General features: G+C 59.0%; 25 protein-coding genes. 23 read left to right on the forward strand and 2 right to left on the reverse strand.

Annotation, left to right across the window (positions count from 1 at the left end):
- Positions 1–27: 27 nt before the first annotated feature.
- Positions 28–390: an ATP-dependent Clp protease adapter ClpS gene (clpS, locus tag BLR20_RS06545; protein WP_003405085.1), complete on the reverse strand. Its 363-nt coding sequence runs from the start codon at positions 388–390 to the stop codon at positions 28–30.
- Between the two features lie 218 nt (positions 391–608).
- Between clpS and BLR20_RS06550 the strand changes: the two genes are divergently transcribed.
- Together BLR20_RS06550 and BLR20_RS06555 are read left to right on the forward strand one after the other, a co-directional pair.
- The gene (locus BLR20_RS06550; protein WP_275669840.1) at positions 609–893 is read left to right on the forward strand and encodes a cold shock domain-containing protein; all 285 of its coding nucleotides are present in this window, start codon (positions 609–611) and stop codon (positions 891–893) included.
- 612 nt (positions 894–1,505) lie between these two features.
- Positions 1,506–3,728, forward strand: a complete 2,223-nt coding sequence (locus BLR20_RS06555) for an NADP-dependent isocitrate dehydrogenase (protein ID WP_054993783.1) — start codon at positions 1,506–1,508, stop codon at positions 3,726–3,728.
- Between the two features lie 151 nt (positions 3,729–3,879).
- Here the strand turns inward: BLR20_RS06555 and BLR20_RS06560 are convergent, their stop codons facing one another.
- Positions 3,880–4,761 carry an alpha/beta fold hydrolase gene (locus BLR20_RS06560; RefSeq protein WP_010427000.1) on the reverse strand — a complete coding sequence of 294 codons (882 nt, stop codon included), beginning with the start codon at positions 4,759–4,761 and terminating at the stop codon, positions 3,880–3,882.
- Between BLR20_RS06560 and BLR20_RS26895 the strand changes: the two genes are divergently transcribed.
- From BLR20_RS26895 to nuoL, 21 genes are all read left to right on the forward strand, one after another.
- A complete protein-coding gene (locus BLR20_RS26895; protein ID WP_141250274.1) occupies positions 4,754–4,945 on the forward strand; it encodes a hypothetical protein in 192 nt (63 codons plus the stop codon). The genes BLR20_RS06560 and BLR20_RS26895 overlap by 8 nt on opposite strands.
- 119 nt (positions 4,946–5,064) lie before the next feature.
- The gene (locus BLR20_RS06565) at positions 5,065–5,970 is read left to right on the forward strand and encodes a LysR family transcriptional regulator (RefSeq protein ID WP_054993782.1); all 906 of its coding nucleotides are present in this window, start codon (positions 5,065–5,067) and stop codon (positions 5,968–5,970) included.
- Between the two features lie 42 nt (positions 5,971–6,012).
- On the forward strand, positions 6,013–6,459 hold the full coding sequence (locus BLR20_RS06570; protein ID WP_032612498.1) for an NUDIX hydrolase: 447 nt from the start codon (positions 6,013–6,015) through the stop codon (positions 6,457–6,459).
- A gap of 60 nt (positions 6,460–6,519) precedes the next feature.
- Positions 6,520–7,650, forward strand: a complete 1,131-nt coding sequence (gene mnmA / locus BLR20_RS06575; RefSeq protein WP_074594493.1) for a tRNA 2-thiouridine(34) synthase MnmA — start codon at positions 6,520–6,522, stop codon at positions 7,648–7,650.
- Positions 7,650–8,270 carry a high frequency lysogenization protein HflD gene (hflD, locus tag BLR20_RS06580; RefSeq protein WP_054993984.1) on the forward strand — a complete coding sequence of 207 codons (621 nt, stop codon included), beginning with the start codon at positions 7,650–7,652 and terminating at the stop codon, positions 8,268–8,270. The genes mnmA and hflD overlap by 1 nt, the downstream gene beginning before the upstream one ends.
- Before the next feature lie 131 nt (positions 8,271–8,401).
- On the forward strand, positions 8,402–9,772 hold the full coding sequence (gene purB / locus BLR20_RS06585; RefSeq protein WP_010427007.1) for an adenylosuccinate lyase: 1,371 nt from the start codon (positions 8,402–8,404) through the stop codon (positions 9,770–9,772).
- A 60-nt stretch (positions 9,773–9,832) separates the two neighbouring features.
- Positions 9,833–10,999 (forward strand): ribosomal protein uL16 3-hydroxylase, encoded by a 1,167-nt coding sequence (locus tag BLR20_RS06590; RefSeq protein WP_003405098.1) that lies wholly within the window; start codon positions 9,833–9,835, stop codon positions 10,997–10,999.
- Positions 10,992–11,414, forward strand: a complete 423-nt coding sequence (locus BLR20_RS06595) for a GNAT family N-acetyltransferase (protein WP_003317965.1) — start codon at positions 10,992–10,994, stop codon at positions 11,412–11,414. The genes BLR20_RS06590 and BLR20_RS06595 overlap by 8 nt, the downstream gene beginning before the upstream one ends.
- Positions 11,415–11,600: 186 nt before the next feature.
- Complete coding sequence (locus tag BLR20_RS06600; protein WP_032612490.1) at positions 11,601–12,344, forward strand: secretin N-terminal domain-containing protein; 744 nt, start codon at positions 11,601–11,603, stop codon at positions 12,342–12,344.
- A 528-nt stretch (positions 12,345–12,872) separates the two neighbouring features.
- Positions 12,873–14,198, forward strand: coding sequence for an isocitrate lyase (gene aceA / locus BLR20_RS06605; RefSeq protein WP_003411659.1), 1,326 nt, complete (start codon positions 12,873–12,875; stop codon positions 14,196–14,198).
- A 463-nt stretch (positions 14,199–14,661) separates the two neighbouring features.
- Positions 14,662–15,075: an NADH-quinone oxidoreductase subunit A gene (locus BLR20_RS06610; protein WP_002554011.1), complete on the forward strand. Its 414-nt coding sequence runs from the start codon at positions 14,662–14,664 to the stop codon at positions 15,073–15,075.
- A gap of 10 nt (positions 15,076–15,085) precedes the next feature.
- The gene (locus tag BLR20_RS06615) at positions 15,086–15,760 is read left to right on the forward strand and encodes a NuoB/complex I 20 kDa subunit family protein (protein WP_002554012.1); all 675 of its coding nucleotides are present in this window, start codon (positions 15,086–15,088) and stop codon (positions 15,758–15,760) included.
- Positions 15,761–15,834: 74 nt separating this feature from the next.
- Positions 15,835–17,616, forward strand: a complete 1,782-nt coding sequence (gene nuoC / locus BLR20_RS06620) for an NADH-quinone oxidoreductase subunit C/D (RefSeq protein WP_054993985.1) — start codon at positions 15,835–15,837, stop codon at positions 17,614–17,616.
- Between the two features lie 2 nt (positions 17,617–17,618).
- On the forward strand, positions 17,619–18,116 hold the full coding sequence (gene nuoE / locus BLR20_RS06625; protein ID WP_002554014.1) for an NADH-quinone oxidoreductase subunit NuoE: 498 nt from the start codon (positions 17,619–17,621) through the stop codon (positions 18,114–18,116).
- Positions 18,113–19,471, forward strand: a complete 1,359-nt coding sequence (gene nuoF, locus BLR20_RS06630) for an NADH-quinone oxidoreductase subunit NuoF (protein ID WP_054993986.1) — start codon at positions 18,113–18,115, stop codon at positions 19,469–19,471. Before nuoE ends, nuoF begins: the two co-directional genes overlap by 4 nt.
- A 135-nt stretch (positions 19,472–19,606) precedes the next feature.
- On the forward strand, positions 19,607–22,324 hold the full coding sequence (gene nuoG / locus BLR20_RS06635) for an NADH-quinone oxidoreductase subunit NuoG (protein WP_054993987.1): 2,718 nt from the start codon (positions 19,607–19,609) through the stop codon (positions 22,322–22,324).
- Positions 22,321–23,328: an NADH-quinone oxidoreductase subunit NuoH gene (gene nuoH, locus BLR20_RS06640; RefSeq protein ID WP_003371726.1), complete on the forward strand. Its 1,008-nt coding sequence runs from the start codon at positions 22,321–22,323 to the stop codon at positions 23,326–23,328. The genes nuoG and nuoH overlap by 4 nt, the downstream gene beginning before the upstream one ends.
- 11 nt (positions 23,329–23,339) lie before the next feature.
- Positions 23,340–23,888, forward strand: coding sequence for an NADH-quinone oxidoreductase subunit NuoI (gene nuoI, locus BLR20_RS06645; RefSeq protein WP_002554018.1), 549 nt, complete (start codon positions 23,340–23,342; stop codon positions 23,886–23,888).
- 10 nt (positions 23,889–23,898) lie between these two features.
- Complete coding sequence (nuoJ, locus tag BLR20_RS06650; RefSeq protein ID WP_003317979.1) at positions 23,899–24,408, forward strand: NADH-quinone oxidoreductase subunit J; 510 nt, start codon at positions 23,899–23,901, stop codon at positions 24,406–24,408.
- Positions 24,405–24,713 (forward strand): NADH-quinone oxidoreductase subunit NuoK, encoded by a 309-nt coding sequence (nuoK, locus tag BLR20_RS06655; RefSeq protein ID WP_003317980.1) that lies wholly within the window; start codon positions 24,405–24,407, stop codon positions 24,711–24,713. The genes nuoJ and nuoK overlap by 4 nt, the downstream gene beginning before the upstream one ends.
- Positions 24,710–26,563 carry an NADH-quinone oxidoreductase subunit L gene (gene nuoL / locus BLR20_RS06660; RefSeq protein WP_010427021.1) on the forward strand — a complete coding sequence of 618 codons (1,854 nt, stop codon included), beginning with the start codon at positions 24,710–24,712 and terminating at the stop codon, positions 26,561–26,563. Before nuoK ends, nuoL begins: the two co-directional genes overlap by 4 nt.
- Positions 26,564–26,574: the final 11 nt, after the last annotated feature.

Raw genomic sequence — 26,574 nt, forward strand, 5'->3', positions numbered from 1 at the left:
TTCACCTCATACCCAAGTGGTCGGCGTTTAACCGTCCTTCTCGATCTCACAGAGTAGCGGATGCTGGCTCTCCCTGGCGTATTGATTGACCTGCATTGCCTTGGTCTCGGCGATGTCGCGGGTAAACAATCCGCAGACTGCCCGTCCCTCTGTATGGACGGCCAGCATGACTTTGGTGGCCAGCTCACGATTCAGGTTAAAAAACACCTCGAGCACTTCTACGACGAAATCCATCGGGGTGTAGTCATCGTTGAATAAAACCACCTTGTACATCGGTGGCGCCTGCAGGGTCGGCTTGGCGTCCTGCACCGCAATGCCCGCCGAGTCGTCCTCGTGCGACTGCGGATCATCCTGATTGAATGTTAGTCGAATCTTGCTGAATGCATGCATGGAAAGAAATGTTCGTTTGAGGGCGGATTGAGCGATTTAGTCGCAGTCTGGACGGTTTTTAAAAGGGCTGCCACATGACCTTGACTATCAGCTAAACGGTGTTACAAACAATAGAGCCCACATTGGGTAAAAAGGGTCCGCGCAGTCAACCAAAATTTTTGGGGTGGGCAGCGGATGAAAGTGGATGATACTCCTGACGGAGTCCTTTGCAGAGGGAGATGGTGATGATTGAAGGAAAAGTCAAGTGGTTCAACAATGCAAAAGGGTTTGGATTCATAAACGCTGAAGGCAAGAGTAACGAGGATCTGTTCGTTCATTTCTCGGCTATCGAAATGGACGGTTACAAAACCCTCAAGGCTGGCCAGACAGTCAGATTTGAAGTCGCTCACGGTCCAAAGGGGCTGCAGGCGATAAAAATCAGTAGCTCGGACGTACCAAAGCAGGATCCGGCAAAGGACACGCAGCCGCAACTTCAGCAGGACCACGCTCAAGCGGACGCCTGATGCTCGTGTTGAAAAAGTCAGTTGAGGTATAACGGCAGCCATCAGAGCCCGCCGAATTTCCAGCAGCGTGCAATGAGCCTTGCCGGACACATAAAGAGACATAGACATTGGTCTGTTTTATATCCGTCGCGCTCCACAGGGTATCGAATTAGCGGTTATTGCACCGCGGATGCCCAGACTCCGAGACATTCAGCTCGTTTACGCCAAACCATCCTGCACAAAGAAAGTCCACTCCTCCCCATCTGATCCCCGCCTCCAGACCTCCCGGGCCCGACATGCCAACCACCAGACGCCTGTCTGGAAGATCGTACGTTCGACCAACGGCGGATATTCATTTTTCGATAGCTCGCATAGCATTCATGCTTGGTGCCAATGGTTTGATATACTCGCGCCGTGACCGCAGAGTCATCAAGGCCGACCCGTCCGAATTCTGACCCTCGGCCTTCCTTATGCGTCGGGCTGCTACCTGACCCGACAGCTTGACGCTCGACTGATGCACCCAACATCACCGCGAATAAACCTCGACCTGGCTCATGGCCGAACCGTGGGCAAGCGCGCTTAGAATGCGCGTATCGAGATTTGTGCATGCTCAGCAAAAGAGAGTTAATACGAATGTCCAACCGCTCGAAGATCATCTACACCTTCACCGACGAAGCTCCGGCCCTCGCCACCTACTCCCTGCTGCCTATTATCGAAGCCTTCACGGCAACCTCCGATATCGACGTGGAGACACGCGATATCTCTCTGGCGGGCCGTGTTCTTTCCAGCTTCCCGGAATTGCTTGCCGACAAAAAAGTGCCGGATCATCTCGCCGAGCTGGGCAAACTGGCCACCACGCCAGAGGCCAACATCATCAAGCTGCCTAACATCAGCGCCTCGGTCCCGCAATTGAAGGCGACCATCAAGGAGCTTCAGAATCAGGGGTACAACATTCCTGACTACCCTGAAAATCCTGCCACTGACGCGGAAAAAGAAACCCGCGCCCGCTACGACAAAACCAAGGGCAGCGCCGTGAACCCGGTTCTGCGCGAAGGCAACTCCGATCGCCGCGCCCCGCTGTCGGTCAAGAACTACGCGCGCAAGCACCCGCACAAGATGGGCGCCTGGTCAGCTGACTCCAAGGCTCACGTTGCGCACATGAGCAACGGCGACTTCTACGGTAGCGAAAAAGCCGCCGAGATCGCAGCCGACAACACCGTCAAGATCGAGCTCGTCGCCCAGGACAGCACCACCACCGTCCTGAAGGAAAAAACCTCCGTCAAGGCTGGCGAAGTCGTCGACTGCTCGGTCATGAGCGCCAAGGCCCTGCGCAGCTTCATTGCTGCCGAAATCGAAGACGCCCGCAAGCAGGGCGTGCTGTTTTCGGTGCACTTGAAAGCCACCATGATGAAGATCTCCGACCCGATCATGTTCGGCCAGATCGTCGACGAGTTCTACAAGGATGCGCTGACCAAGCACGCCGATACGCTCAAGCAGATTGGCTTCAGCCTGAACAACGGCATTGGCGACCTGTACGAGCGCATCACTGCCCTGCCCGCTGACAAGCAGGCAGAAATCAAGGCTGACATCGAAGCGGTCTACGCCGTTCGTCCACAGCTGGCGATGGTCAATTCCGACAAGGGCATCACCAACCTGCACGTGCCGAGCGACGTCATCGTCGACGCCTCGATGCCGGCAATGATTCGTGACTCCGGCAAGATGTGGGGCACGGACGGTCAGCTGCACGATGCCAAGGCCGTCATTCCGGATCGCTGCTACGCCACCATCTATCAGGCGGTCATCGAAGACTGCAAGAAAAATGGCGCATTCGACCCGACTACCATGGGCAGCGTACCGAACGTCGGCCTGATGGCTCAGAAGGCCGAAGAGTATGGCTCCCACGACAAGACGTTCCACATTCAGACCAACGGCGTGGTTCGCGTAACCGACAGCCAGGGCAACCTGCTGATGGAACAGAACGTCGAAGCCGGCGATATCTGGCGTATGTGCCAGGCCAAGGACGCACCGATCCAGGACTGGGTGAAACTGGCCGTCAACCGTGCTCGCGCCAGCGACACCCCGGCCATCTTCTGGCTGGACTCGTCCCGCGCCCATGACAGCGTAATGATCGAGAAAGTACGCAAGTACCTGGCCGATCACGACACCTCGGGCCTGGACATCCAGATCCTGTCGCCTGTCGACGCGATGAAGCTGACCCTGGAACGCACGCGCGCTGGCAAGGACACCATCTCGGTGACCGGTAACGTGCTGCGCGACTACCTGACCGACCTGTTCCCGATCATGGAACTGGGCACCAGCGCGAAAATGCTGTCGATCGTTCCGCTGATGAACGGCGGTGGTCTGTTTGAAACCGGCGCTGGCGGTTCGGCTCCGAAGCATGTGCAGCAGTTCGTCGAGGAAAACTTCCTGCGCTGGGATTCGCTGGGCGAGTTCCTGGCTCTGGCGGCATCCCTCGAGCATCTGGGCCATGCCTACAACAATCCGAAAGCGCTGGTGCTGTCCAAGACCCTCGATCAGGCCACTGGCGAGTTCCTGGACCGCAACAAGTCGCCTTCGCGCAAGGTCGGTGGTATCGATAACCGCGGCAGCCACTTCTACCTGACCCTGTTCTGGGCACAGGCACTGGCTGCTCAGAACGACGACGCAGACCTCAAGGCGCAGTTCGCGCCGCTGGCCAAGACACTGACCGACAACGAAGAAAAAATCGTTGCCGAGCTGAACGCTGTTCAGGGCAAGCCAGTGGACATTGGCGGCTACTACTTCCCTAACCCGGAAGTCACCAGCAAGGCCATGCGCCCGAGCGCCACGCTCAACGCGGCTATCGCTGCGCTGTAAGAGGCAATCCGGAGCGGTGCATAAAAAATGCACCGCATCGCAAAAAATCCCCGGCCTGTTGCCGGGGATTTTTTTTATCCATGAAAATTTCAGTTAGCTGTGTAGTCCCGAGCGTCCGGGAGATCCCGGCTCAAGAACATGATCGCCCCCTTCAGCTTTTCAGCGTGCGCGAGAGAAAGTCGCGAATGTATTCGGCGATCTCCGGCGCGTGCGTTTCCAATGCAAAGTGACCGGCATCCAGCAGATGCACTTCAGCAGCCGGGACGTCCTTGCGATAAGCATGTGCGCCAGGCGGTATGAACGCAGGATCGTGCTTGCCCCAGACCGCCAGCAAGGGAGGCTGATATTTGCGCAGGTATTCCTGAAACGAGGGGTAAGCCGCTACGTTGCTGCGGTAGTCGAGAATCAGGTCAAGCTGGATCTCTTCTGCGCCCGGCCGCGCCATATACAGAATGTCGAGGTTGTAGCCATCGGGAGAAAGCTTTTCAGGAGTGGCTCCCGTACCGTATTGCCAGTCACGGATGACTTCAGGTGACAACGAGGCGCGGCAGGCTTCGCGATTGGCTGCTGAAGGCTCGCGCCAGTAGGCTTGCCACGGTCCCCATTGATCGCTGAATCCTTCCAGATAGGCGTTGCCATTCTGACTGATGATTGCAGTAACCTTCTCCGGGTTCGCCGCTGCGAGCCGCAAACCTGTCGGTGCGCCATAGTCGAATATGTATAACGCGTACTTCTTCAGGCCCAACGCTTCGGTAAAGCCCTCGATCACCGTGTAAAGGTTTGCGAATGTGTAATCGAACTGCCCGCGCGGTGGTGCTTTGGTATTACCGAATCCGGGCAGATCGGGAGCGATCAGGCGGTACCGACTCGCCAACAATGGCATCAGGTCACGAAACATGTGGCTGGAACTCGGAAAACCATGAAGCAACAGCAGCACCGGGGCGTCCTTGGGACCAACTTCGCGATAGAACACATTCACGTCCCCTACCTGCTGAGTGTGAAACGTCACGCGGAAGGCATCATCAATGTTCATTGCATTTTCCCTGGATAGAGGTTTATTGCTTGCAGAAGCAGCGCTCACCAACGAAGCCCCGAGAGCAGAAGCAGCGCCTAATGCTGACGCTTGTAAAACCTTGCGCCGACTGACACCGGATGCGGCATTTTCAGCGTCGACTGAACCGAAATTTTTCATAGAAGAGTCTGACCGGGCTGGATGAATGTGTGGCCATCCTAATCATTGCGTCTGAACTGCAGAATCACCGCAAAAATCAATTCACCATTTCAATATCTGAAATGCTGATACGATTTCGCATCTCTCATGGCAAGCAGGCGGCCTATGGACCGTATTCAGGAAATGACGCTTTTCGCCGGACTTGCCGAGCAAACCAGTTTTGCCGGGGTAGCCCGCCACTTTGGCCTGTCGACCGCTACGGTAACCCGGGCTATAGCGAGTCTGGAAAGTCGCCTGGGCATCCTGCTGGTGGTGCGCACGACTCGCAACATGCGGCTCACCGAGGCGGGCCAGCGCTTCGCCGCTGATTGCCGCCGACTGCTTGCCGACCTTGATGAGGCAGAAAGCGCGGCAGGCGGCTTGCATGCGCTGCCAGGCGGCCTATTGACGGTCACCGCACCTCAGATGTTCGGCGCGCTGCATGTCGTGCCCGTAATGACGAGCTTTCTCGAGCGGTTTCCGGCAGTGGACATCCGTGCCATTCTGGTCGACCGGGTCGTGTCCATGCTCGATGAGGGCGTCGACGTGGCCGTCAGGATCGGTACCCTGCCCGACTCGTCCCTTACCGCAATCCCGACAGGTAGCGTGCGGCGCATGGTTTGCGCATCTCCTGCCTATCTCGAACAGCATGGAACACCGCAGCATCCCGACGATTTGCGACAGCATTCGACAGTCTCGACCAGCACCGCGGAACGCTCGCCTCACTGGCTTTTCCGGATCGATGACAATAATTATTCAGTAGACGTCGGTTCGAGACTCAGCCTGACGTCTTATCAGGCGGCGATCAGCGCTGCGTTACAGGGCTGGGGGCTGACCCAGGTGCCGTACTATCAGATACGCGAGCACCTGCAGGAAGGCAGGCTCAAATGTGTTCTGGACAGGTTCGAAATAATGCCGGAACCGGTTCACGTTGTTTACCTGGAGGGCCGTCGTCGCTCATCCAAAGTGCGAGCCTTTGTGGACTTCTGCGTCAGCGCCCTGAGGCATGATCTGCAGTTCGAGCAACAATAAGCGGTTACGGCTGACTCAATCCCCTGCAAAGAGACCATTATCATGACCTGGCAAGCCCACGTTACCGTCGCCACCATCGTCGAAGATCAAGGCCGCTTTCTGTTCGTCGAAGAAATCAAAGGCGGACGCGCCGTACTCAACCAACCCGCCGGGCACCTCGACCCGAATGAGAGCCTGCAACGCGCCGCCGTGCGTGAAACCCTGGAAGAAACCGGCTGGGACGTCGAATTGACCAGCGTGGTGGGCATCTATCTATACACCGCGCCGAGCAATGGCGTGACCTACCAGCGAATCTGCTTTGCCGCCAGGGCTTTGCGCCACCACCCCGAGTATCAACTCGACGAAGGCATCGTCGGCGCAGTCTGGCTGACCCGCGATGAATTGCTGGCCCAGCAGGAGCGCTGGCGCAGCGAGCTGGTATTGCGTTGCCTGGACGACTACCTCGATGGCGAACATTTCAGTCTCGACCTGCTGCGCGACAAGGCGTGAGACTCGACGCCCTCAGCCTGATAGAATCGCGTCCTTTTACAGGTCAGCCGTTGAATCCCCATGCGTGATCCAGCCCCCTCGAACTCAGAAATGAAGCGCGTCATAGTCGGCATGTCCGGCGGCGTGGACTCTTCCGTTTCCGCCGTACTGCTCATGGAGCAGGGTTATCAGGTGGAAGGCTTGTTCATGAAGAACTGGGAAGAAGACGACGGAACGGAATACTGCACCGCCCGCGAAGACCTGGCAGATGCCCAGGCCGTGTGCGACAAGATCGGCATCAAACTGCACACAGCGAACTTCGCGGCCGAGTACTGGGACAACGTCTTCGAGCACTTCCTCGAAGAGTACAAGGCCGGGCGCACCCCGAACCCGGACATCCTGTGTAACCGGGAAATCAAGTTCAAGGCGTTTCTCGACTACGCACTGATGCTGGGCGCCGACCTTATTGCGACAGGCCATTACGTACGCCGCCGCGATATCGATGGACGTACCGAGCTGCTCAAGGGCCTGGACCCGAACAAGGACCAGAGCTACTTCCTGCACGCCGTTGGCGGCGAGCAGATTGCCCGGACGCTGTTCCCGGTTGGCGAGCTGGAAAAGCCGGAAGTGCGTGCCATTGCCGAAAAACATGGCCTGGCCACTGCCAAAAAGAAGGATTCCACCGGAATCTGCTTTATTGGCGAGCGCCGCTTCACTGATTTTCTGCGCCAGTACCTGCCCGCCCAGCCCGGCGAAATCAAGACCACCGAAGGTGAAGTCATCGGTCGTCACAGCGGCTTGATGTATCACACCATCGGCCAGCGCCAGGGGCTGGGCATCGGCGGCCTCAAGGACGCAAGCGATGATCCGTGGTACGTGCTGGTCAAGGACTTGGACAACAATGAACTGATCGTCGGTCAGGGCAACGATCACCCCTGGCTGTTTTCCCGTGCGCTGGTCTCTTCGGAAATCTATTGGATCAACCCGATCGACCTTAGCACCCCGCGCAGCCTCACCGCGAAGGTCCGTTACCGTCAGGGCGACCAGCCATGCACGCTGGAAAAGACCGCTGACGGTTACCGCGCCACATTCGACGACCCGCAACGCGCTGTCACTCCCGGCCAGTCCGTGGTGTTCTACGACGGCGAAATCTGTCTGGGCGGCGGCGTGATCGAAATTGCCGAACCCTGGACCAGCAAGGACAAGCGTTGATGAGCCCGACTCAGGAACAACTGATCGCTCTGGGTGGTGTATTCCAGGCCGCCGTGCTGGTCGACCGGATCGCCAAGACCGGTCAGATCAGCGAAGCGGCCCTGAGCTGCATGCTCGGCAGCCTGCTGGTGGTCGACCCCAAGGATACGCTGGACGTCTTCGGCGGCGACGACCTCAACCTGCACGAAGGCTATCGCGCCATGGCCAGCGCTCTGGAGCGTGACCCGGCAACGTTGCAGCGCGAACCGTTGCGCTATGCCCTGTCGATGCTTGGCCTCGAGCGCCAGCTGGCCAAGCGCGATGACCTGCTTGAAGTGATCGGCAAACGCATTCCGGTGATTCAGTCTCAGGTCGAGCATTTTGGCATCGCCCACGAGAACGTGATTGCCGCGACCGGCGCGCTCTATCAGGACACCCTGAGCACCTTGCGCCAACGGATTCAGGTACAAGGCGACATGCGCAACCTGCAGCAGCCGAACAATGCCTCGAAGATTCGCGGCATTCTGCTGGCCGGTATTCGCTGTGCCCGCCTGTGGCGGCAAGTTGGCGGTCATCGCTGGCAGCTGGTGTTCAGCCGTCGCAAGCTGTTGAAAGAACTCTACCCATTGCTGCACGGCTGACGCGCCGCGCGCCAATGACCTTCACCACCCCAGGCACGACGCTGTCTACGCTGGTCAGCGGGCTCCGGTCCGACTGACTTTTCATGTATGATATGCGCCCTTTTCGTCGCCCGACTGTCCGAGAGCATCCCATGCAGCTTTCTTCGCTCACTGCGGTTTCCCCTGTTGATGGCCGCTACGCCGGCAAAACCCAGGCCTTGCGCCCTATTTTCAGCGAATACGGCCTGATCCGTTTCCGCGTGATGGTTGAAGTTCGCTGGCTCCAGCGTCTCGCGGCTCACCCGCAGATCACCGAAGTCCCGGCCTTCTCCGCGCAAGCCAACGCCATCCTGGATGCTCTGGCTGAAGACTTCTCCGTGGAGCATGCCGAGCGCGTCAAGGAAATCGAGCGCACCACCAATCATGACGTGAAGGCTGTGGAGTATCTGCTCAAGGAGCAGGCTGCCAAATTGCCAGAGCTGGAAAAGGTCAGCGAGTTCATCCACTTCGCCTGCACCAGCGAAGACATCAACAATCTGTCGCACGCATTGATGCTGCGCGAAGGCCGCGACACGGTCGTGCTGCCGCTGATGCGCCAGATCGCCGACGCCATCCGCGAGCTGGCGATTCGCTTTGCAGACGTGCCGATGCTGTCCCGCACCCACGGCCAGCCAGCCTCCCCGACCACACTGGGCAAGGAACTGGCCAACGTCGTCTACCGCCTTGAGCGCCAGATCAGCCAGATTGCGGCAGTCCCGTTGCTCGGCAAGATCAACGGCGCAGTCGGCAACTACAACGCCCACCTCTCTGCCTACGCAGACATCGACTGGGAAGCCAACGCGCGCGCCTTCATCGAAGACGAGCTGGGCCTGGGCTTCAACCCCTACACCACGCAGATCGAACCGCACGACTATATTGCCGAGCTGTTCGATGCCATTGCCCGCTTCAACACGATCCTGATCGACTTCGACCGCGACATCTGGGGCTACATCTCGCTGGGCTATTTCAAGCAGCGCACCATTGCTGGCGAAATCGGCTCCTCGACCATGCCGCACAAGGTCAACCCGATCGACTTCGAAAACTCCGAAGGCAACCTGGGCATTGCCAATGCACTGTTCCAGCATCTGGCGAGCAAGCTGCCTGTCTCTCGCTGGCAGCGTGACCTGACCGACTCCACCGTGCTACGCAACCTGGGCGTCGGCTTTGCCCACAGCGTCATTGCCTACGAAGCCAGCCTCAAGGGCATCAGCAAACTGGAACTGAATGAGCAGCGCATTGCCGCCGATCTGGATGCATGCTGGGAAGTTCTGGCAGAGCCGATTCAGACGGTCATGCGTCGTTACAACATCGAAAACCCGTACGAAAAACTGAAAGAACTGACACGCGGCAAGGGCATCGGTCCTGAAGCGTTGCAGACTTTCATCGACGGTCTGGACATGCCTGCCGAAGCCAGGGCCGAGCTCAAGAAGCTCACGCCTGCCAATTACATCGGTAACGCAGCCGCTCAGGCCAAGCGCATCTGACACGCAAAAAAATTGCACACGCCCGGCTGTGCCGGGCGTTTTTATTTCAAGGGCTTACACATGAATCCTGATATTCCTCTACAACTTCTGGGCGGCATCAGTGCTCGCGTTTTCCTGCGTGACTACTGGCAGAAAAAACCGCTGCTGATCCGCCAGGCTCTGCCGGACTTTCAAAGCCCGATTGACGCGGACGAGCTTGCCGGCCTCGCCCTGGAAGAAGAAGTGGAGTCGCGCCTGGTCATCGAAAACGGCGAGCGTCCGTGGGAGCTGCGTCGTGGCCCGTTCGCTGAAGACGAGTTCAGCAAACTGCCCGAGCGCGACTGGACGCTGCTGGTCCAGGCCGTTGACCAGTTCGTTCCGGAGGTCAGTGAGCTGCTGGAAAACTTCCGTTTTCTGCCCAGCTGGCGGATTGACGATGTGATGATCAGCTACGCTGCGCCTGGCGGCAGCGTCGGTCCGCATTTCGACAACTATGATGTTTTCCTGCTTCAGGGGCATGGCAAACGCCACTGGCAGATCGGCCAGATGTGCGATGCGGAAAGCCCGCTGCTGCAGCATGCCGACCTGCGCATCCTTGCCGAATTCGAGAAAACCGAAGAGTGGACTCTGGAACCGGGCGACATGCTTTACCTGCCGCCGCGCCTGGCGCACTGCGGCGTTGCCGTCGACGACTGCCTGACCTACTCGGTCGGTTTCCGTGCGCCGAGCGCTGCCGAAGTCCTGACCCACTTCACCGACTTCCTCAGCCAGTTCATCCCGGACGAAGAGCGCTATACCGATGCTGACGCCCAGCCGGTCAGCGATCCTCATCAGATCCAGCATGACGCGCTTGATCGCCTTAAAACGCTGCTGGCCGAACACATGAGTGACGAACGCCTGCTGCTGACCTGGTTCGGCCAGTTCATGACCGAACCGCGCTACCCGGAACTGGTGACCGGCCCCGAGCTGGACGAACAGGATCTGCTCGACAGCCTTGAGCAGGGTGCAGTGCTGATTCGCAACCCGAGCGCACGGCTGGCCTGGTCTGAAGTCGACGACGATCTGCTACTGTTTGCCAGTGGCCAGAGCCGCCTGCTGCCGGGCAGCCTGCGTGACCTGCTCAAACTGATCTGTGCCGCCGATGCATTGCACAGCGAAAACCTTGGCCAATGGTTGGCCGATGACGAGGGACGCAATTTGCTTTGCGAACTCGTAAAACAAGGAAGCCTGGGATTTGCCGATGAATAAAGTCACTGTAGCTGTCGCCCAATGGCAGAAGAACAACGCCGATATCCGGCGCATACGCGACTCGGTATTCATTGCCGAACAATCGGTGCCGCCGGAACTGGAGTGGGATGCCGAAGATGCAGGTGCCGTGCACTTTCTCGCGTACGAAGGTGAATATGCGGTGGGCACTGCCCGACTGCTGCCCGATGGCGAGATCGGTCGACTGTCAGTCCTGAGGGACTGGCGTGGCCTGAAGGTCGGGGAGGCTCTGCTGGGTGCAGTGATCCATGAAGCCGAACAGCGTGGGCTCAAGCCGCTCAAGCTGAGCGCTCAGGTGCAGGCCGTCGAGTTTTACCAGCGCTTCGGTTTTTCGGTTATCAGCGACGAGTTTCTCGAAGCCGGTCTCCCACACGTGGATATGCTCCGCGAAGCGTAATCAACACCATTATGTAGGCGCTCACCGCGGCACTACATAATGATCGCCCTGCCCTTTTTCGCTCGACACACTCAAGGTCGACCCGAAAATCGGCGGGGCATTTTTATGCCCGACCATTCAGCTTGATTGCCTGCGGCCGACACAGTGGCACAATCATGCTTTACGCGCTTAACGCGGAGAATGAACATGTCAGTACGCAACTTGCTCAATGCAGCGCTCACCTCGATGCTGATCATCTTCAGCGCTCAGACCATTGCGGCGACTGAAGTCGTCCCGCTCAACTACCGCACCAGTGCCGATCTGCTGCCGGTCGCCAAATCATTTCTGGGCAATGAAGGCACTGTCAGCGCCTACGGCAATCAACTGATCGTGAATGCAGAGTCACGCAAGATCGAAGAACTTCGCACCTTGATCTCGCAACTCGACACCGCACCGAAACGCTTGCTGATCAGCGTCGACACCAGCGATAGCGCAACGCGCAGCAGCGGCGGCTCTCGAGTGATCGAGTACGGTACTGCCAGCCGCGAAGGCGGCGTGCAACAAGTACAGACCAGCGAAGGGACCCCTGCGCTCATCCAGGTTGGTCAGAGCGTGCCGTTGACCTCCTCATCCACAGATGCATACGGATACTCCCGAAGCGACACCGAGTACCGCAATGTAACCCAGGGGTTTTACGTCACGGCCAGCGTGACCGGCGACACGGTACACCTGAGCATTAGCACCAATCATGACCGCATGAGCCAGGAGCGCCCTGATGCCGTCAAGGTGCAGAGTACCGACAGCCAGGTGAGTGGCAGGCTGGGAGAATGGATCACGCTGGCGAGCAATAGCAACGAATCCGTCGCGGATCAGAGTGGCCTGGCGCAACGCTATTCCACCCAGGGTCGTGACGATATGATTTTGCGCGTAAAGGTCGAAACCCTCGAATAGCCTGCAAGGGCTGAAAACCCAATACTTGCGGGCCTTTTGATGACTGGCCGGTCGACTTCTCACAAATATGTAGTGATTTAAAAAAAGCACTACAAAACGTTTGACGCCCCCTGGAAGTGCGAGGCATGATTGCCTCGCTCCCGCTAATCAGAGGCTTTGCAAAAAGCCTTCGAGTCGCCGCTCTCACACACCCGCAGAGCCGATTCGTGTCCGCACCGCCCACAAGGCAGTTTGACGAGGTTGCGACTGGAACGAAGTTGTCCCGAGGGACGGAAGCGTAAACGGTAACCCGGCAAGGCCGACGGTGATGCACAACGCCACTGCAGGCCCGACTGTCCACCTGACAGCCTCATGTCCGGACGCCCGCTCTCCCCTCGAACACATCGTTCACCCGTCGCGACCCACGTAACGTGCGGCTTCAAGCAAAACCCCGGATCAGCGAGCAGCCATCTACCGTGCCTTCGATAAACGAGGCGTTTTGGCGGAGCAGGACTTTCCAACGAGACCTACTTCTAGAGGTTTATCACCATGGCACTGACACGCGAACAACAAATAGCGGCTCTCGAGAAAGACTGGGCTGAAAATCCGCGCTGGAAAAACGTGACCCGTACTTACTCCGCCGCAGATGTGGTCCGCCTGCGCGGCTCGGTTCAACCCGAACACACCTTTGCACGACTGGGTGCAGACAAGCTGTGGAATCTGGTAACCCAGGGTGCCAAACCGTCCTTCCGGCCAGACAAGGATTTCGTCAATTGCATGGGCGCCCTCACCGGCGGCCAGGCCGTGCAGCAGGTCAAGGCTGGTATTCAGGCCATCTACCTGTCCGGCTGGCAGGTCGCTGCCGACAACAACTCTGCCGAGTCCATGTACCCGGATCAGTCGCTGTACCCGGTCGACTCGGTGCCGACCGTGGTCAAGCGCATCAACAACTCGTTCCGCCGCGCCGACCAGATCCAGTGGAAAGCAGGCAAGGCACCGGGTGACGAAGGCTACATCGACTATTTCGCACCGATCGTGGCAGACGCGGAAGCCGGATTCGGCGGTGTGCTCAATGCTTATGAGCTGATGAAAAGCATGATCGAAGCCGGCGCCGCCGGGGTGCACTTCGAAGATCAACTGGCTTCGGTGAAGAAATGTGGCCACATGGGCGGCAAGGTGCTGGTCCCGACTCAGGAAGCCATACAGAAACTGGTCGCCGCACGCCTGGCGGCCGATGTGGCCGGTGTACCGACCATCATTCTGGCGCGGACTGACGCCAACGCTGCCGACTTGCTGACATCAGATTGCGATCCGTACGACAAGCCATTCGTAACTGGCGAACGGACCCACGAGGGGTTCTACAAGGTTCGCGCCGGTCTCGATCAGGCGATCTCGCGTGGCCTGGCGTACGCGCCCTACGCCGATCTGATCTGGTGCGAAACAGCCAGACCGGATCTGGACGAGGCACGCCGCTTCGCCGAAGCGATCAAAAAGGAATACCCGGATCAGTTGCTGTCCTACAACTGCTCGCCGTCCTTCAACTGGAAGAAAAACCTCGACGACGCAACCATCGCCAGATTTCAGCGCGAGCTGTCGGCCATGGGTTACAAGCACCAGTTCATCACCCTGGCAGGCATTCACAACATGTGGCACAGCATGTTCAATCTGGCGCACGACTACGCCCGCAATGACATGACCGCCTACGTGAAGCTGCAGGAACAGGAGTTCGCCGACGCCGCCAAGGGCTACACCTTCGTGGCCCACCAGCAGGAAGTGGGCACCGGCTATTTCGATGACATGACGACCGTGATCCAGGGCGGCGTATCGTCGGTAACCGCACTGACCGGCTCGACCGAAGAAGAGCAATTCCACTGATACCCAGCGCAACACGTTGAAAAGACAGGCCGTCCATAAGGGCGGTCTGTCTTTTGTGTCAGAGGATGCCGGTATTGATCTCGGACAATAGGTAATTGCCGTGCGAATGCTACAAAAAGCGCACTTTATAAGCCCTACCGTTACCCACTATGCGCCGACTACCGTACTCTGAACTATCAACGCCCCCTCAAATGATATTAATTATCATTCAAATTGCCTTTTCTTACTTTTCTCAGTCAAGAAACATAATTAACGAAATACCCTCTGATGCCCGCCTGGCAGGCACCTCAGCCCTCCTGAAAGGCCTTGGGCAATTAATTCCGTAAATAAATTTGATGTAGAAAATTTACTTGCCAACTGTTTGCACATAAAATCAATTCGTTGACCGCACTGCGACATTTCGTCACTGCCTCGACTCTTTATCAAGCACAGAGACCTTTGCTCTCTAACAAGGACTGACAGCATGCCCGAATCGACAGGTCTGATTGCCCATAACTGGGGCTTCGCCATTTTCCTTTTGGGTGTTGTCGGCCTTTGCGCCTTCATGCTCGGTCTTTCCAGCCTGCTCGGAAGCAAGGCATGGGGCCGCAGCAAGAACGAACCTTTCGAATCCGGCATGCTGCCTACCGGCAGTGCGCGCCTGCGCCTCTCCGCAAAATTCTATCTGGTCGCGATGCTTTTCGTGATCTTTGACATTGAAGCCCTTTTTCTCTTTGCCTGGTCTGTGTCCGTCCGCGAAAGCGGCTGGACCGGATTCGTCGAAGCTCTCGTTTTCATAGCAATTCTGTTGGCAGGTCTTGTCTACCTATGGCGGGTTGGCGCTCTTGACTGGGCTCCTGAAGGTCGCCGTAATCGGCAAGCGAAGCTGAAACAATGAGGCTTTGGCGATGCAATATAATCTCACCAGGATCGACCCGGATGCTCCTAACGAGCAGTACCCCATCGGCAAACGGGAAACCGTTTCCGATCCGTTAGAAGATCAAGTCCACAAAAACATCTACATGGGCAAGCTGGAAGACGTGCTGAATGGTGCGGTCAACTGGGGACGTAAAAACTCCCTGTGGCCCTACAACTTCGGCCTGTCGTGCTGCTATGTGGAAATGACCACCGCCTTCACGGCACCCCACGACATCGCGCGCTTTGGCGCTGAAGTCATACGGGCGTCGCCACGGCAGGCGGATTTCATGGTTATTGCCGGTACCTGCTTCATCAAGATGGCGCCGATCATTCAGCGTCTCTACGAGCAAATGCTCGAGCCCAAGTGGGTTATCTCCATGGGTTCGTGTGCCAACTCCGGTGGCATGTACGACATCTACTCAGTGGTCCAGGGGGTGGACAAATTCCTTCCCGTGGATGTCTACGTGCCCGGCTGCCCGCCCCGCCCCGAGGCGTTTCTGCAAGGCTTGATGCTGCTGCAGGAATCCATCGGCAAGGAGCGTCGCCCTCTTTCCTGGGTCGTTGGCGATCAAGGCGTGTATCGCGCCGAGATGCCATCGCAAAAGGAACAGCGCCGCGAACAGCGTATTCAGGTGACCAACCTGCGCAGCCCCGACGAAGTCTGATCCAGCCCGTTCTTCTTATAAAAAAGACAAGAACCGGGGTTGATTCTGTACGTTGACCGAAGTGATTGAGACCTATGACTGCAGACAACGCTCTGTACATCCCGCCTTACAAGGCTGACGACCAAGATGTCGTCGTTGAACTGAATAACCGTTTTGGTGCCGAGGCTTTCACTGCCCAGCCAACCCGCACCGGCATGCCCGTGCTGTGGATCGAGCGCGCCAGACTGTTCGAAATTCTGACGTTCCTGCGCAATGTGCCCAAGCCCTACTCCATGCTCTATGACCTGCATGGTGTGGACGAGCGTCTGCGCACAAACCGTCGTGGTCTGCCCGGCGCAGACTTCACCGTGTTCTATCACCTGCTGTCGATCGAGCGAAACAGCGATGTGATGATCAAGGTCGCGCTTTCCGAAAGCGACCTGAGCGTACCAACCATTACCAGCATCTGGCCCAATGCCAACTGGTACGAGCGCGAAGTCTGGGACATGTTCGGCATCGACTTCCCAGGGCACCCGCACCTGAGCCGCATCATGATGCCGCCGACCTGGGAAGGCCACCCGTTGCGCAAGGACTTCCCTGCCCGCGCAACGGAATTCGACCCGTACAGCCTGACCCTCGCCAAACAGCAACTGGAAGAGGAAGCCGCCCGCTTCCGTCCGGAAGACTGGGGCATGAAACGTTCTGGCACCAATGAGGACTACATGTTCCTCAATCTGGGGCCGAACCACCCTTCTGCTCACGGTGCGTTCCGTATCATTCTGCAGCTGGACGGCGAAGAAATCGTCGACTGCGTTCCGGACATCGGCTACCACCACCGTGGTGCCGAGAAAATGGCCGAGCGCCAGTCCTGGCACAGCTTCATCCCCTACACCGACCGTATCGACTACCTGGGCGGGGTGATGAACAACCTGCCTTACGTGCTCTCGGTCGAGAAGCTGGCAGGCATCAAGGTGCCGGAAAAGGTCGACGTCATCCGCATCATGATGGCCGAGTTCTTCCGTATCACCAGTCACCTGCTGTTCCTGGGTACCTACATTCAGGACGTGGGCGCCATGACGCCGGTGTTCTTCACGTTCACCGACCGCCAGAAAGCCTACACCGTGATCGAAGCGATTACCGGCTTCCGTCTGCACCCGGCCTGGTACCGCATCGGCGGGGTCGCTCACGACCTGCCGCGCGGCTGGGAAAAACTGGTCAAGGACTTCGTCGACTGGCTGCCCAAGCGCCTCGACGAATACACCAAGGCAGCCCTGCAGAACAGTATCCTCAAGGGTCGTACCGTCGGCGTCGCCGCCTACAACACCAAGGAAGCTCTCGAATGGGGCGTCACCGGTGCAGGCCTGCGCTCCACCGGTTGCGACTTCGACCTGCGCAAGGCTCGCCCTTACTCGGGCTACGAGAACTTCGAATTCGAAGTGCCGCTGGCCGCCAATGGCGATGCCTATGACCGCTGCATGGTTCGCGTCGAAGAGATGCGCCAGAGCATCAAGATCATCGACCAGTGCATGCGCAACATGCCGGAAGGCCCGTACAAGGCGGATCACCCTCTGACCACGCCGCCGCCGAAAGAGCGCACCCTGCAGCACATCGAAACCCTGATCACGCACTTCCTGCAGGTTTCGTGGGGCCCGGTCATGCCGGCCAACGAATCCTTCCAGATGATCGAAGCGACCAAGGGTATCAACAGCTATTACCTGACGAGCGACGGCGGCACCATGAGCTACCGTACCCGGATCCGCACCCCGAGTTACCCGCACCTGCAGCAGATCCCTTCGGTGATCAAAGGCAGCATGGTCGCGGACTTGATCGCGTACCTGGGTAGTATCGATTTCGTTATGGCCGACGTGGACCGCTAAGCATGAATAGCCCGCTAATCCAGACAGACCGTTTCGCCCTGAGCGAAACCGAGCGCTCGGCCATCGAGCATGAGATGCATCACTACGAGGACCCGCGCGCGGCGTCCATCGAAGCCCTGAAAATTGTTCAGAAGGAACGCGGCTGGGTGCCCGACGGCGCCATTTACGCGATCGGCGACCTGCTGGGCATCCCCGCCAGCGACGTCGAAGGCGTTGCCACCTTCTACAGCCAGATCTTTCGCCAGCCGGTCGGGCGTCACATCATTCGCGTCTGCAACAGCATGGTGTGCTTCATCGGCGGCCACGAAAACGTGGTCGACGAGATAAAGAGCTCACTGGGCATCGGCCTGGGTCAGACCACCGCCGACGGTCGTTTCACACTGCTGCCGGTCTGCTGCCTCGGCAACTGTGACAAGGCGCCGGCCGTGATGGTCGACGACGACACTTTCGGCGATGTACAGCCTGCTGGCGTTGCCAAGATGCTGGAGGGTTACCTATGACCATCACTTCCTTCGGCCCTGCCAACCGCATTGCGCGCAAGGCAGAAACCCATCCGCTGACCTGGCGTCTGCGCGACGACGGCGAACCGGTCTGGCTCGACGAGTACCAGACCAAGGACGGCTACGCCGCAGCGCGCAAGGCTCTGACGCAGCAGGCGCCCGACGATATCGTCCAGTCGGTCAAGGATTCCGGCCTCAAGGGCCGCGGTGGCGCAGGCTTCCCCACGGGTGTGAAGTGGGGCCTGATGCCCAAAGACGAATCCATGAACATCCGCTACCTGCTGTGCAACGCGGACGAGATGGAGCCGAACACCTGGAAAGACCGCATGCTGATGGAGCAACTGCCCCATTTGCTGGTCGAGGGCATGCTGATCAGTGCCCGCGCGCTGAAAGCCTATCGCGGCTATATCTTCCTGCGCGGCGAATACGTCACCGCGGCCAAGCACCTCAATCGCGCAGTGGCGGAAGCCAAGGCCGCCGGCTTGCTGGGCAAGAACATTCTCGGCACCGGCTTCGATTTCGAACTGTTCGTACATACGGGTGCCGGTCGCTACATCTGCGGTGAAGAAACCGCACTGATCAACTCGCTGGAGGGCCGCCGCGCCAACCCGCGCTCCAAGCCGCCCTTCCCTGCTGCGGTGGGCGTGTGGGGCAAGCCGACCTGTGTGAACAACGTCGAGACCCTGTGCAACGTGCCCGCCATCGTCAACAACGGCAACGACTGGTACAAGTCGCTGGCTCGCGAAGGCAGTGAAGACCACGGCACCAAGCTGATGGGTTTCTCCGGCAAGGTCAAAAACCCAGGTTTGTGGGAACTGCCCTTCGGTGTGCAGGCTCGCGAACTGTTCGAAGACTACGCCGGCGGCATGCGCGATGGCTTCAAGCTCAAGTGCTGGCAACCCGGAGGCGCCGGCACGGGCTTCCTGCTGCCAGAGCATCTGGATGCCCAGATGTATGCAGGCGGTATCGCCAAGGTCGGCACGCGGATGGGTACAGGCCTGGCAATGGCGGTCGACGATTCGGTCAACATGGTCTCGCTGCTGCGCAACATGGAAGAGTTTTTCGCTCAGGAGTCCTGCGGCTTCTGTACGCCATGTCGCGACGGTCTGCCATGGAGCGTGAAAATGCTTCGCGCCATCGAGAACGGTCAGGGTCAGCCGGGGGATATCGACACCCTGCTGGGTCTGGTCAATTTCCTCGGCCCAGGCAAGACCTTCTGTGCCCATGCACCGGGCGCCGTTGAACCATTGGGCAGTGCGATCAAGTATTTCCGTTCCGAGTTCGAAGCCGGTATCGCGCCAGCCAGCGCAACCACGCTCGTTCCGGGCAAAAGTCCGACAGTGGTCGGCGCATAACAAGACACAACGGTCGGCGGCTGTTCGGGCTGCCGTCCTCGTACCTGCTGACGCCTCCGGGCTGAACGATACGGGTACTACCGAGATTCCATTAGCCACGCCCGCTGACAACGGGCCAACGAAGACCTTTGAACCATGGCTACTATTCACGTAGACGGCAAAGCGCTCGAAGTCGATGGTGCAGACAACCTGTTACAGGCATGTCTGTCGCTGGGCCTCGACATCCCTTATTTCTGCTGGCACCCCGCCCTTGGCAGCGTTGGCGCCTGTCGCCAGTGCGCGGTCAAGCAGTACACGGACGAGAACGACACTCGCGGTCGTATCGTCATGTCCTGCATGACACCAGCCACCGACAACACCTGGATCTCCATCGAAGACGATGAATCCAAGGCCTTCCGGGCCAGTGTCGTCGAATGGCTGATGACCAACCACCCGCATGACTGCCCGGTCTGCGAGGAAGGCGGTCACTGTCACCTGCAGGACATGACCGTAATGACCGGTCACAACGAGCGCCGTTATCGCTTCACCAAGCGTACTCACCAGAATCAGGAGCTAGGGCCCTTCATCGCGCACGAGATGAACCGCTGCATCGCCTGTTATCGCTGTGTGCGCTTCTATAAAGACTATGCGGGCGGCACCGACCTGGGCGTCTACGGCGCCCATGACAACGTGTACTTCGGTCGCGTTGAAGACGGTACGCTGGAAAGCGAGTTCTCCGGCAACCTCACCGAGGTTTGCCCGACCGGTGTGTTCACGGACAAGACCCACTCCGAGCGCTACAACCGCAAATGGGACATGCAGTTCTCTCCGAGCATCTGCCACGGCTGCTCCAGCGGCTGCAACATCAGCCCGGGCGAACGCTACGGTGAATTGCGCCGCATCGAAAACCGTTACAACGGCTCGGTCAACCAGTACTTCCTCTGCGACCGCGGACGTTTCGGCTACGGTTACGTCAATCGCAAGGATCGCCCGCGTCAGCCACTGCTCGTCGACGGTCAGATCAAACTGAGCCTGGACGAGGCGCTGGACAAGGCGGCAGACCTGCTGCGTGGCCGTAACATCGTCGGTATCGGCTCTCCTCGCGCCAGCCTCGAAAGCAACTACGCGTTGCGTGAGCTGGTGGGTGCCGAGCATTTCTACAGCGGTATCGAAGCCGGTGAACTGGAGCGTGTCAGGCTTATTCTCAAGGTCCTTAACGACAGCCCGCTGCCGATCCCGACCCTGCGTGACATCGAAGATCACGATGCCATCTTCGTCCTCGGTGAAGACCTGACCCAGACAGCGGCACGTATGGCCCTGGGCTTGCGCCAGGCCGTCAAAGGCAAGGCTGAGGACATGGCCGCGGCGATGAAAGTCCAGCCGTGGCTCGACGCAGCCGTGAAGAACATCGGTCAGCACGAACTGAATCCGCTGTTCATCGCCAGCCTCGCCGAGACCCGTCTCGACGACGTTGCAGAAGAATGCGTACATGCAGCGCCTGACGACCTGGCGCGTATCGGTTTTGCCGTGGCCCATGCCCTGGATACCAGCGCACCGGCCGTCGAAGGTCTGGACAGCGAGGCGCTGGAGCTGGCGCAACGTATTGCCGACGCACTGCTGGCCGCCAAACGACCGCTGATCATTTCCGGCAGTTCGCTGGGTTCGACAGCACTGATCGAAGCTGCTGCGAACATCGCCAAGGCCTTGAAGCTGCGCGACAAGCAGGGCTCCATCAGCCTGATCGTCCCCGAAGCCAACAGCATGGGCCTGGCGATGTTCGGCGGCGACTCCGTCGATGCCGCGCTACAAGCCGTGATCTCCGGCAAGGCCGACGCCATCGTGGTGCTGGAAAACGATTTGTATCGTCGTGCGGACGCTAAAATCGTCGACGCCGCGCTGAGCGCTGCGAAAGTCGTGATCGTTGCTGACCATCAGAAAACCCCGACCAGCGACCGTGCCCATCTGATCCTGCCAGCTGCCAGCTTCGCCGAAGGCGACGGCACACTGGTCAGCCAGGAAGGCCGCGCCCAGCGCTTCTTCCAGGTCTTCGATCCGACCTATCTGGATGCCAGCATTCTGGTCCACGAAGGCTGGCGCTGGTTGCACGCCCTGCGCGCTACCTTGCTGAACAAGCCGGTTGACTGGACGCAACTCGACCACGTCACCGAAGCCTGCGCCGGCAGCACGCCGCAACTGGCGGGTATCGTCAACGCTGCACCTTCTGCGTCGTTCCGCATCAAGGGCCTGAAACTGGCTCGCGAACCGCTGCGTTACAGCGGCCGTACCGCGATGCGAGCCAACATCAGCGTGCATGAGCCACGCACTTCGCAAGACATCGACACAGCCTTCTCCTTCTCCATGGAAGGCTACTCGGGCTCGGCCGAGCCTCGTCAGCAAGTGCCATTCGCCTGGTCGCCGGGCTGGAACTCGCCGCAGGCCTGGAACAAGTTTCAGGACGAAGTCGGTGGTCACTTGCGTGCTGGCGACCCGGGCACTCGCCTGATCGAAAGCCAGGGCGATGGTCTGTCATGGTTCTCCAGCGTGCCACGTGCGTTCTCTCCAGAGCGCGGCACCTGGCAGATCGTGCCGTTCTTTCACCTGTTCGGCAGCGATGAAACCTCGTCTCTGGCCGCGCCGGTTCAGGAACGCATCCCGCAGGCCTACGTCGCCCTGGCCAAATCCGAAGCCGATCGCCTTGGCGTCAACGAAGGCGCCCTGCTCTCCTTGAGCATCGGCGGTGAATCGCTGACCTTGCCGTTGCGCATCAGCGAAGAACTGGGCGCGGGTCTTGTGGCATTGCCGGCAGGACTGCCTGGCATTCCGCCGGCAATCTTCGGCAAATCCGTCGACGGTCTGCAGGAGGCAGCGCAATGACCTGGTTTACCCCTGATGTGATCGACGCAATCATTGCAGTGGTCAAAGCCATTGTGGTGTTGCTGGCGGTCGTGGTTTGTGGTGCCCTGCTGAGCTTCATCGAGCGTCGTCTGCTGGGCTGGTGGCAGGACCGTTATGGTCCTAACCGCGTCGGACCGTTCGGCATGTTCCAGATCGCAGCCGACATGTTGAAGATGTTCTTCAAGGAAGACTGGACACCGCCGTTCGCCGACAAGGTGATCTTCACCCTGGCACCTGTGGTTGCCATGAGCGCCTTGCTGATCGCCTTTGCGGTCATCCCGATCACCCCGACGTGGGGCGTCGCGGATCTGAACATCGGTCTGTTGTTCTTCTTCGCCATGGCGGGGCTATCCGTGTATGCGGTGCTGTTCGCCGGCTGGTCGAGCAACAACAAGTTCGCTCTGCTGGGCAGCCTGCGTGCTTCGGCGCAGACCGTGTCCTACGAAGTGTTCATGGGCCTTGCGCTGATGGGCATCGTGGTTCAGGTCGGCTCGTTCAACATGCGCGACATCGTTGAATATCAGGCGCAGAACCTGTGGTTCATCATTCCGCAGTTCTTCGGCTTCTGTACGTTCTTCATTGCAGGCGTCGCGGTGACTCACCGCCACCCGTTCGACCAACCGGAAGCCGAGCAGGAACTGGCTGACGGCTACCACATTGAATATGCCGGCATGAAATGGGGCATGTTCTTCGTGGGCGAGTACATCGGGATCATTTTGATCTCGGCGCTGCTGGTGACGCTGTTCTTCGGTGGCTGGCACGGCCCGTTCGACATTCTGCCATCGCTGGCATTCTTCTGGTTCGCCTTGAAAACCGCGTTTTTCATCATGCTGTTCATTCTGCTGCGCGCCTCCATTCCGCGCCCGCGTTATGACCAGGTCATGGATTTCAGCTGGAAGTTCTGTCTGCCGCTGACCCTGATCAATTTGCTGGTGACTGCTGCGATTGTGTTGTTGAACACACCGGCAGGCTCGGTTCAGTGAGGATTTGACCCATGTTCAAATATATTGGTGACATCGTTAAGGGTACGGGTACCCAGTTGCGCAGCCTGGTCATGGTCTTCGGCCACGGCTTCCGCAAGCGCGACACACTGCAATACCCTGAAGAGCAGGTTTATCTTCCGCCCCGCTACCGTGGCCGCATCGTTCTGACCCGCGACCCCGATGGCGAAGAGCGCTGCGTGGCGTGCAACCTTTGTGCAGTAGCCTGCCCGGTCGGTTGCATTTCTCTGCAGAAGGCCGAGACAGAGGACGGACGCTGGTATCCCGACTTCTTCCGCATCAACTTTTCGCGCTGCATCTTCTGCGGCCTGTGCGAAGAAGCCTGCCCGACGACCGCGATCCAGCTTACGCCGGACTTCGAGATGGCCGACTTCAAGCGTCAGGATCTGGTGTACGAGAAGGAAGACCTGCTGATCTCCGGACCCGGCAAGAACCCTGACTACAATTTCTATCGCGTTGCCGGCATGGCCATCGGCGGCAAGCCCAAGGGCTCCGCACAGAACGAAGCCGAGCCGATCAACGTCAAGAGCTTGCTGCCTTAAGGAAGTAAAGATGGAATTCGCTTTCTACTTCGCATCCGGTATCGCTGTTGTGTCCACCCTGCGGGTGATCACCAACACGAATCCGGTGCACGCCCTGCTCTACCTGATCATCTCGCTGATCGCTGTAGCAATGACGTTCTTCAGCCTCGGCGCGCCGTTCGCCGGTGTGCTGGAAGTCATTGCCTATGCGGGCGCGATCATGGTCCTGTTCGTGTTTGTGGTGATGATGCTGAACCTCGGCCCGGCCTCGGTTCAGCAGGAACGTGCCTGGCTCAAACCCGGCATCTGGATCGGTCCGGTCATCCTCGGCGCGCTGTTGCTGGCCGAGTTGCTGTACGTGCTGTTCGCCAATCCGACCGGCGCTGGTGTCGGTCACACCACGGTCGACGCCAAGGCAGTCGGCATCAGCCTGTTCGGGCCCTATCTGCTGGTGGTGGAACTCGCCTCGATGCTGTTGCTTGCAGCAGCCATCACGGCCTTCCATCTGGGCCGCAACGAGGCCAAGGAGCCAAGCCAATGAATGCTATCCCTCTTGAGCACGGCCTGGCGGTCGCCGGGGTTCTGTTCTGTCTGGGTCTGGTCGGCCTGATGGTGCGCCGTAACATTCTCTTCGTGTTGATGAGCCTGGAAATCATGATGAATGCCGCTGCACTGGCATTCGTCGTTGCCGGCAGCCGTTGGGGGCAACCGGACGGGCAGGTGATGTTCATCCTAGTGATCAGCCTTGCGGCAGCCGAGGCCAGTATCGGCCTGGCGATCCTGATGCAACTGTATCGCCGCTTCCACACTCTCGATATCGATGCTGCCAGCGAGATGCGCGGATGAATCTTCTCTTTCTGACTTTCGTATTCCCCCTCATCGGCTTTCTGCTGCTGTCGTTCTCCCGTGGACGCATCTCGGAAAACCTCGCTGCGCTGATCGGCGTCGGCTCTATCGGCCTCTCAGCCATTGTCACGGCCTGGGTCATCTGGCAGTTCAACGTCGCACCACCCGAAGGCGGTCACTACACCCAGGTGCTGTGGCGCTGGATGGACGTCGATGGCTTCCAGCCCAACTTCGCACTGTATCTGGACGGGCTGTCCGTCACGATGCTGGGCGTAGTGGTTGGCGTCGGCTTCCTGATCCATCTGTTCGCGTCCTGGTACATGCGCGGTGAGGCGGGCTACTCGCGCTTCTTCTCCTACACCAACCTGTTCATCGCCAGCATGCTGTTCCTGATCCTGGGCGACAATCTGCTGTTCATCTACTTTGGTTGGGAAGGTGTGGGCCTGTGCAGTTACCTGTTGATCGGTTTCTATTACAGCAACCGCAACAACGGCAACGCAGCGCTAAAAGCGTTCATCGTCACCCGTATCGGTGACGTGTTCATGGCTATCGGTCTGTTCATCCTGTTCCAGCAATTGGGCACGCTCAATGTGCAGGAACTGCTGGTCAGGGCGCCGGAACACTTCAAGGTCGGCGATTTCTGGATCGTGCTGGCGACGTTGATGCTGCTGGGCGGTGCGGTCGGTAAATCCGCCCAGTTGCCACTGCAAACCTGGCTGGCTGACGCGATGGCCGGTCCTACTCCGGTTTCGGCGCTGATCCACGCAGCGACCATGGTCACGGCGGGCGTCTACCTGATTGCGCGGACTCACGGCCTGTTCGCACTGGCACCTGACATCCTGCATCTGGTCGGCATTGTCGGCGGCGTCACGCTGGTTCTGGCGGGTTTCGCCGCTCTGGTACAGACCGACATCAAGCGTATCCTCGCCTACTCGACCATGAGCCAGATCGGCTACATGTTCCTGGCACTGGGGGTTGGCGCCTGGGAAGGCGCGATCTTCCACCTGATGACCCACGCCTTCTTCAAGGCGCTGCTGTTCCTTGCTTCCGGTGCGGTGATCGTTGCCTGCCACCACGAGCAGAACATCTTCAAGATGGGCGGCCTGTGGAAGAAACTGCCATTGGCCTACGCCAGCTTCATCGTCGGTGGCGCTGCTCTTTCCGCCCTGCCGCTGCTGACGGCGGGCTTCTACTCCAAGGACGAAATTCTCTGGGAAGCATTTGCCAGCGGTAACAACGGCTTGCTGTATGCCGGTCTGGTGGGCGCGTTCATGACGTCGCTGTACACCTTCCGTCTGATCTTCATCGCGTTCCACGGTGAAGCCAAGACCGAAGCACACGCAGGTCACGGTATCGCTCACTGGCTGCCACTGTCGGTGCTGATCGTGCTGTCGACATTCATCGGCGCGCTGATCACTCCGCCCCTGGCCGGTGTTCTACCGCAGAGCGTCGGCCATGCCGGTGGCGAAGCCAAGCACAGTCTGGAGATCGCTTCCGGCGCCATCGCGCTGGCCGGTATCCTGCTGGCAGCGCTGCTGTTCCTCGGCAAGCGCCGCCTGGCGACGGCTATCGCCAACAGCGCTCCGGGCCGTTTCCTTTCGGCCTGGTGGTTCGCGGCCTGGGGCTTCGACTGGATCTACGACAAGCTGTTCGTCAAGCCGTACCTGGCAATCAGCCATGTACTGCGTAGTGATCCGTTCGACCGCACTATCGGCTTGATCCCACGTCTGGTCAAAGGCGGTCATGACACCATGAGCCGCACCGAGACCGGCCAGTTGCGTTGGTATGCTGCCTCGATCGCCGTGGGTGCCGTTCTGGTACTCGGTGCCGTCGTTCTGGTTGCGATCTGATATGAACCTTG

It is taken from the genome of Pseudomonas congelans (genome assembly GCF_900103225.1).
In the GTDB taxonomy this organism is placed as follows: domain Bacteria; phylum Pseudomonadota; class Gammaproteobacteria; order Pseudomonadales; family Pseudomonadaceae; genus Aquipseudomonas; species Aquipseudomonas congelans.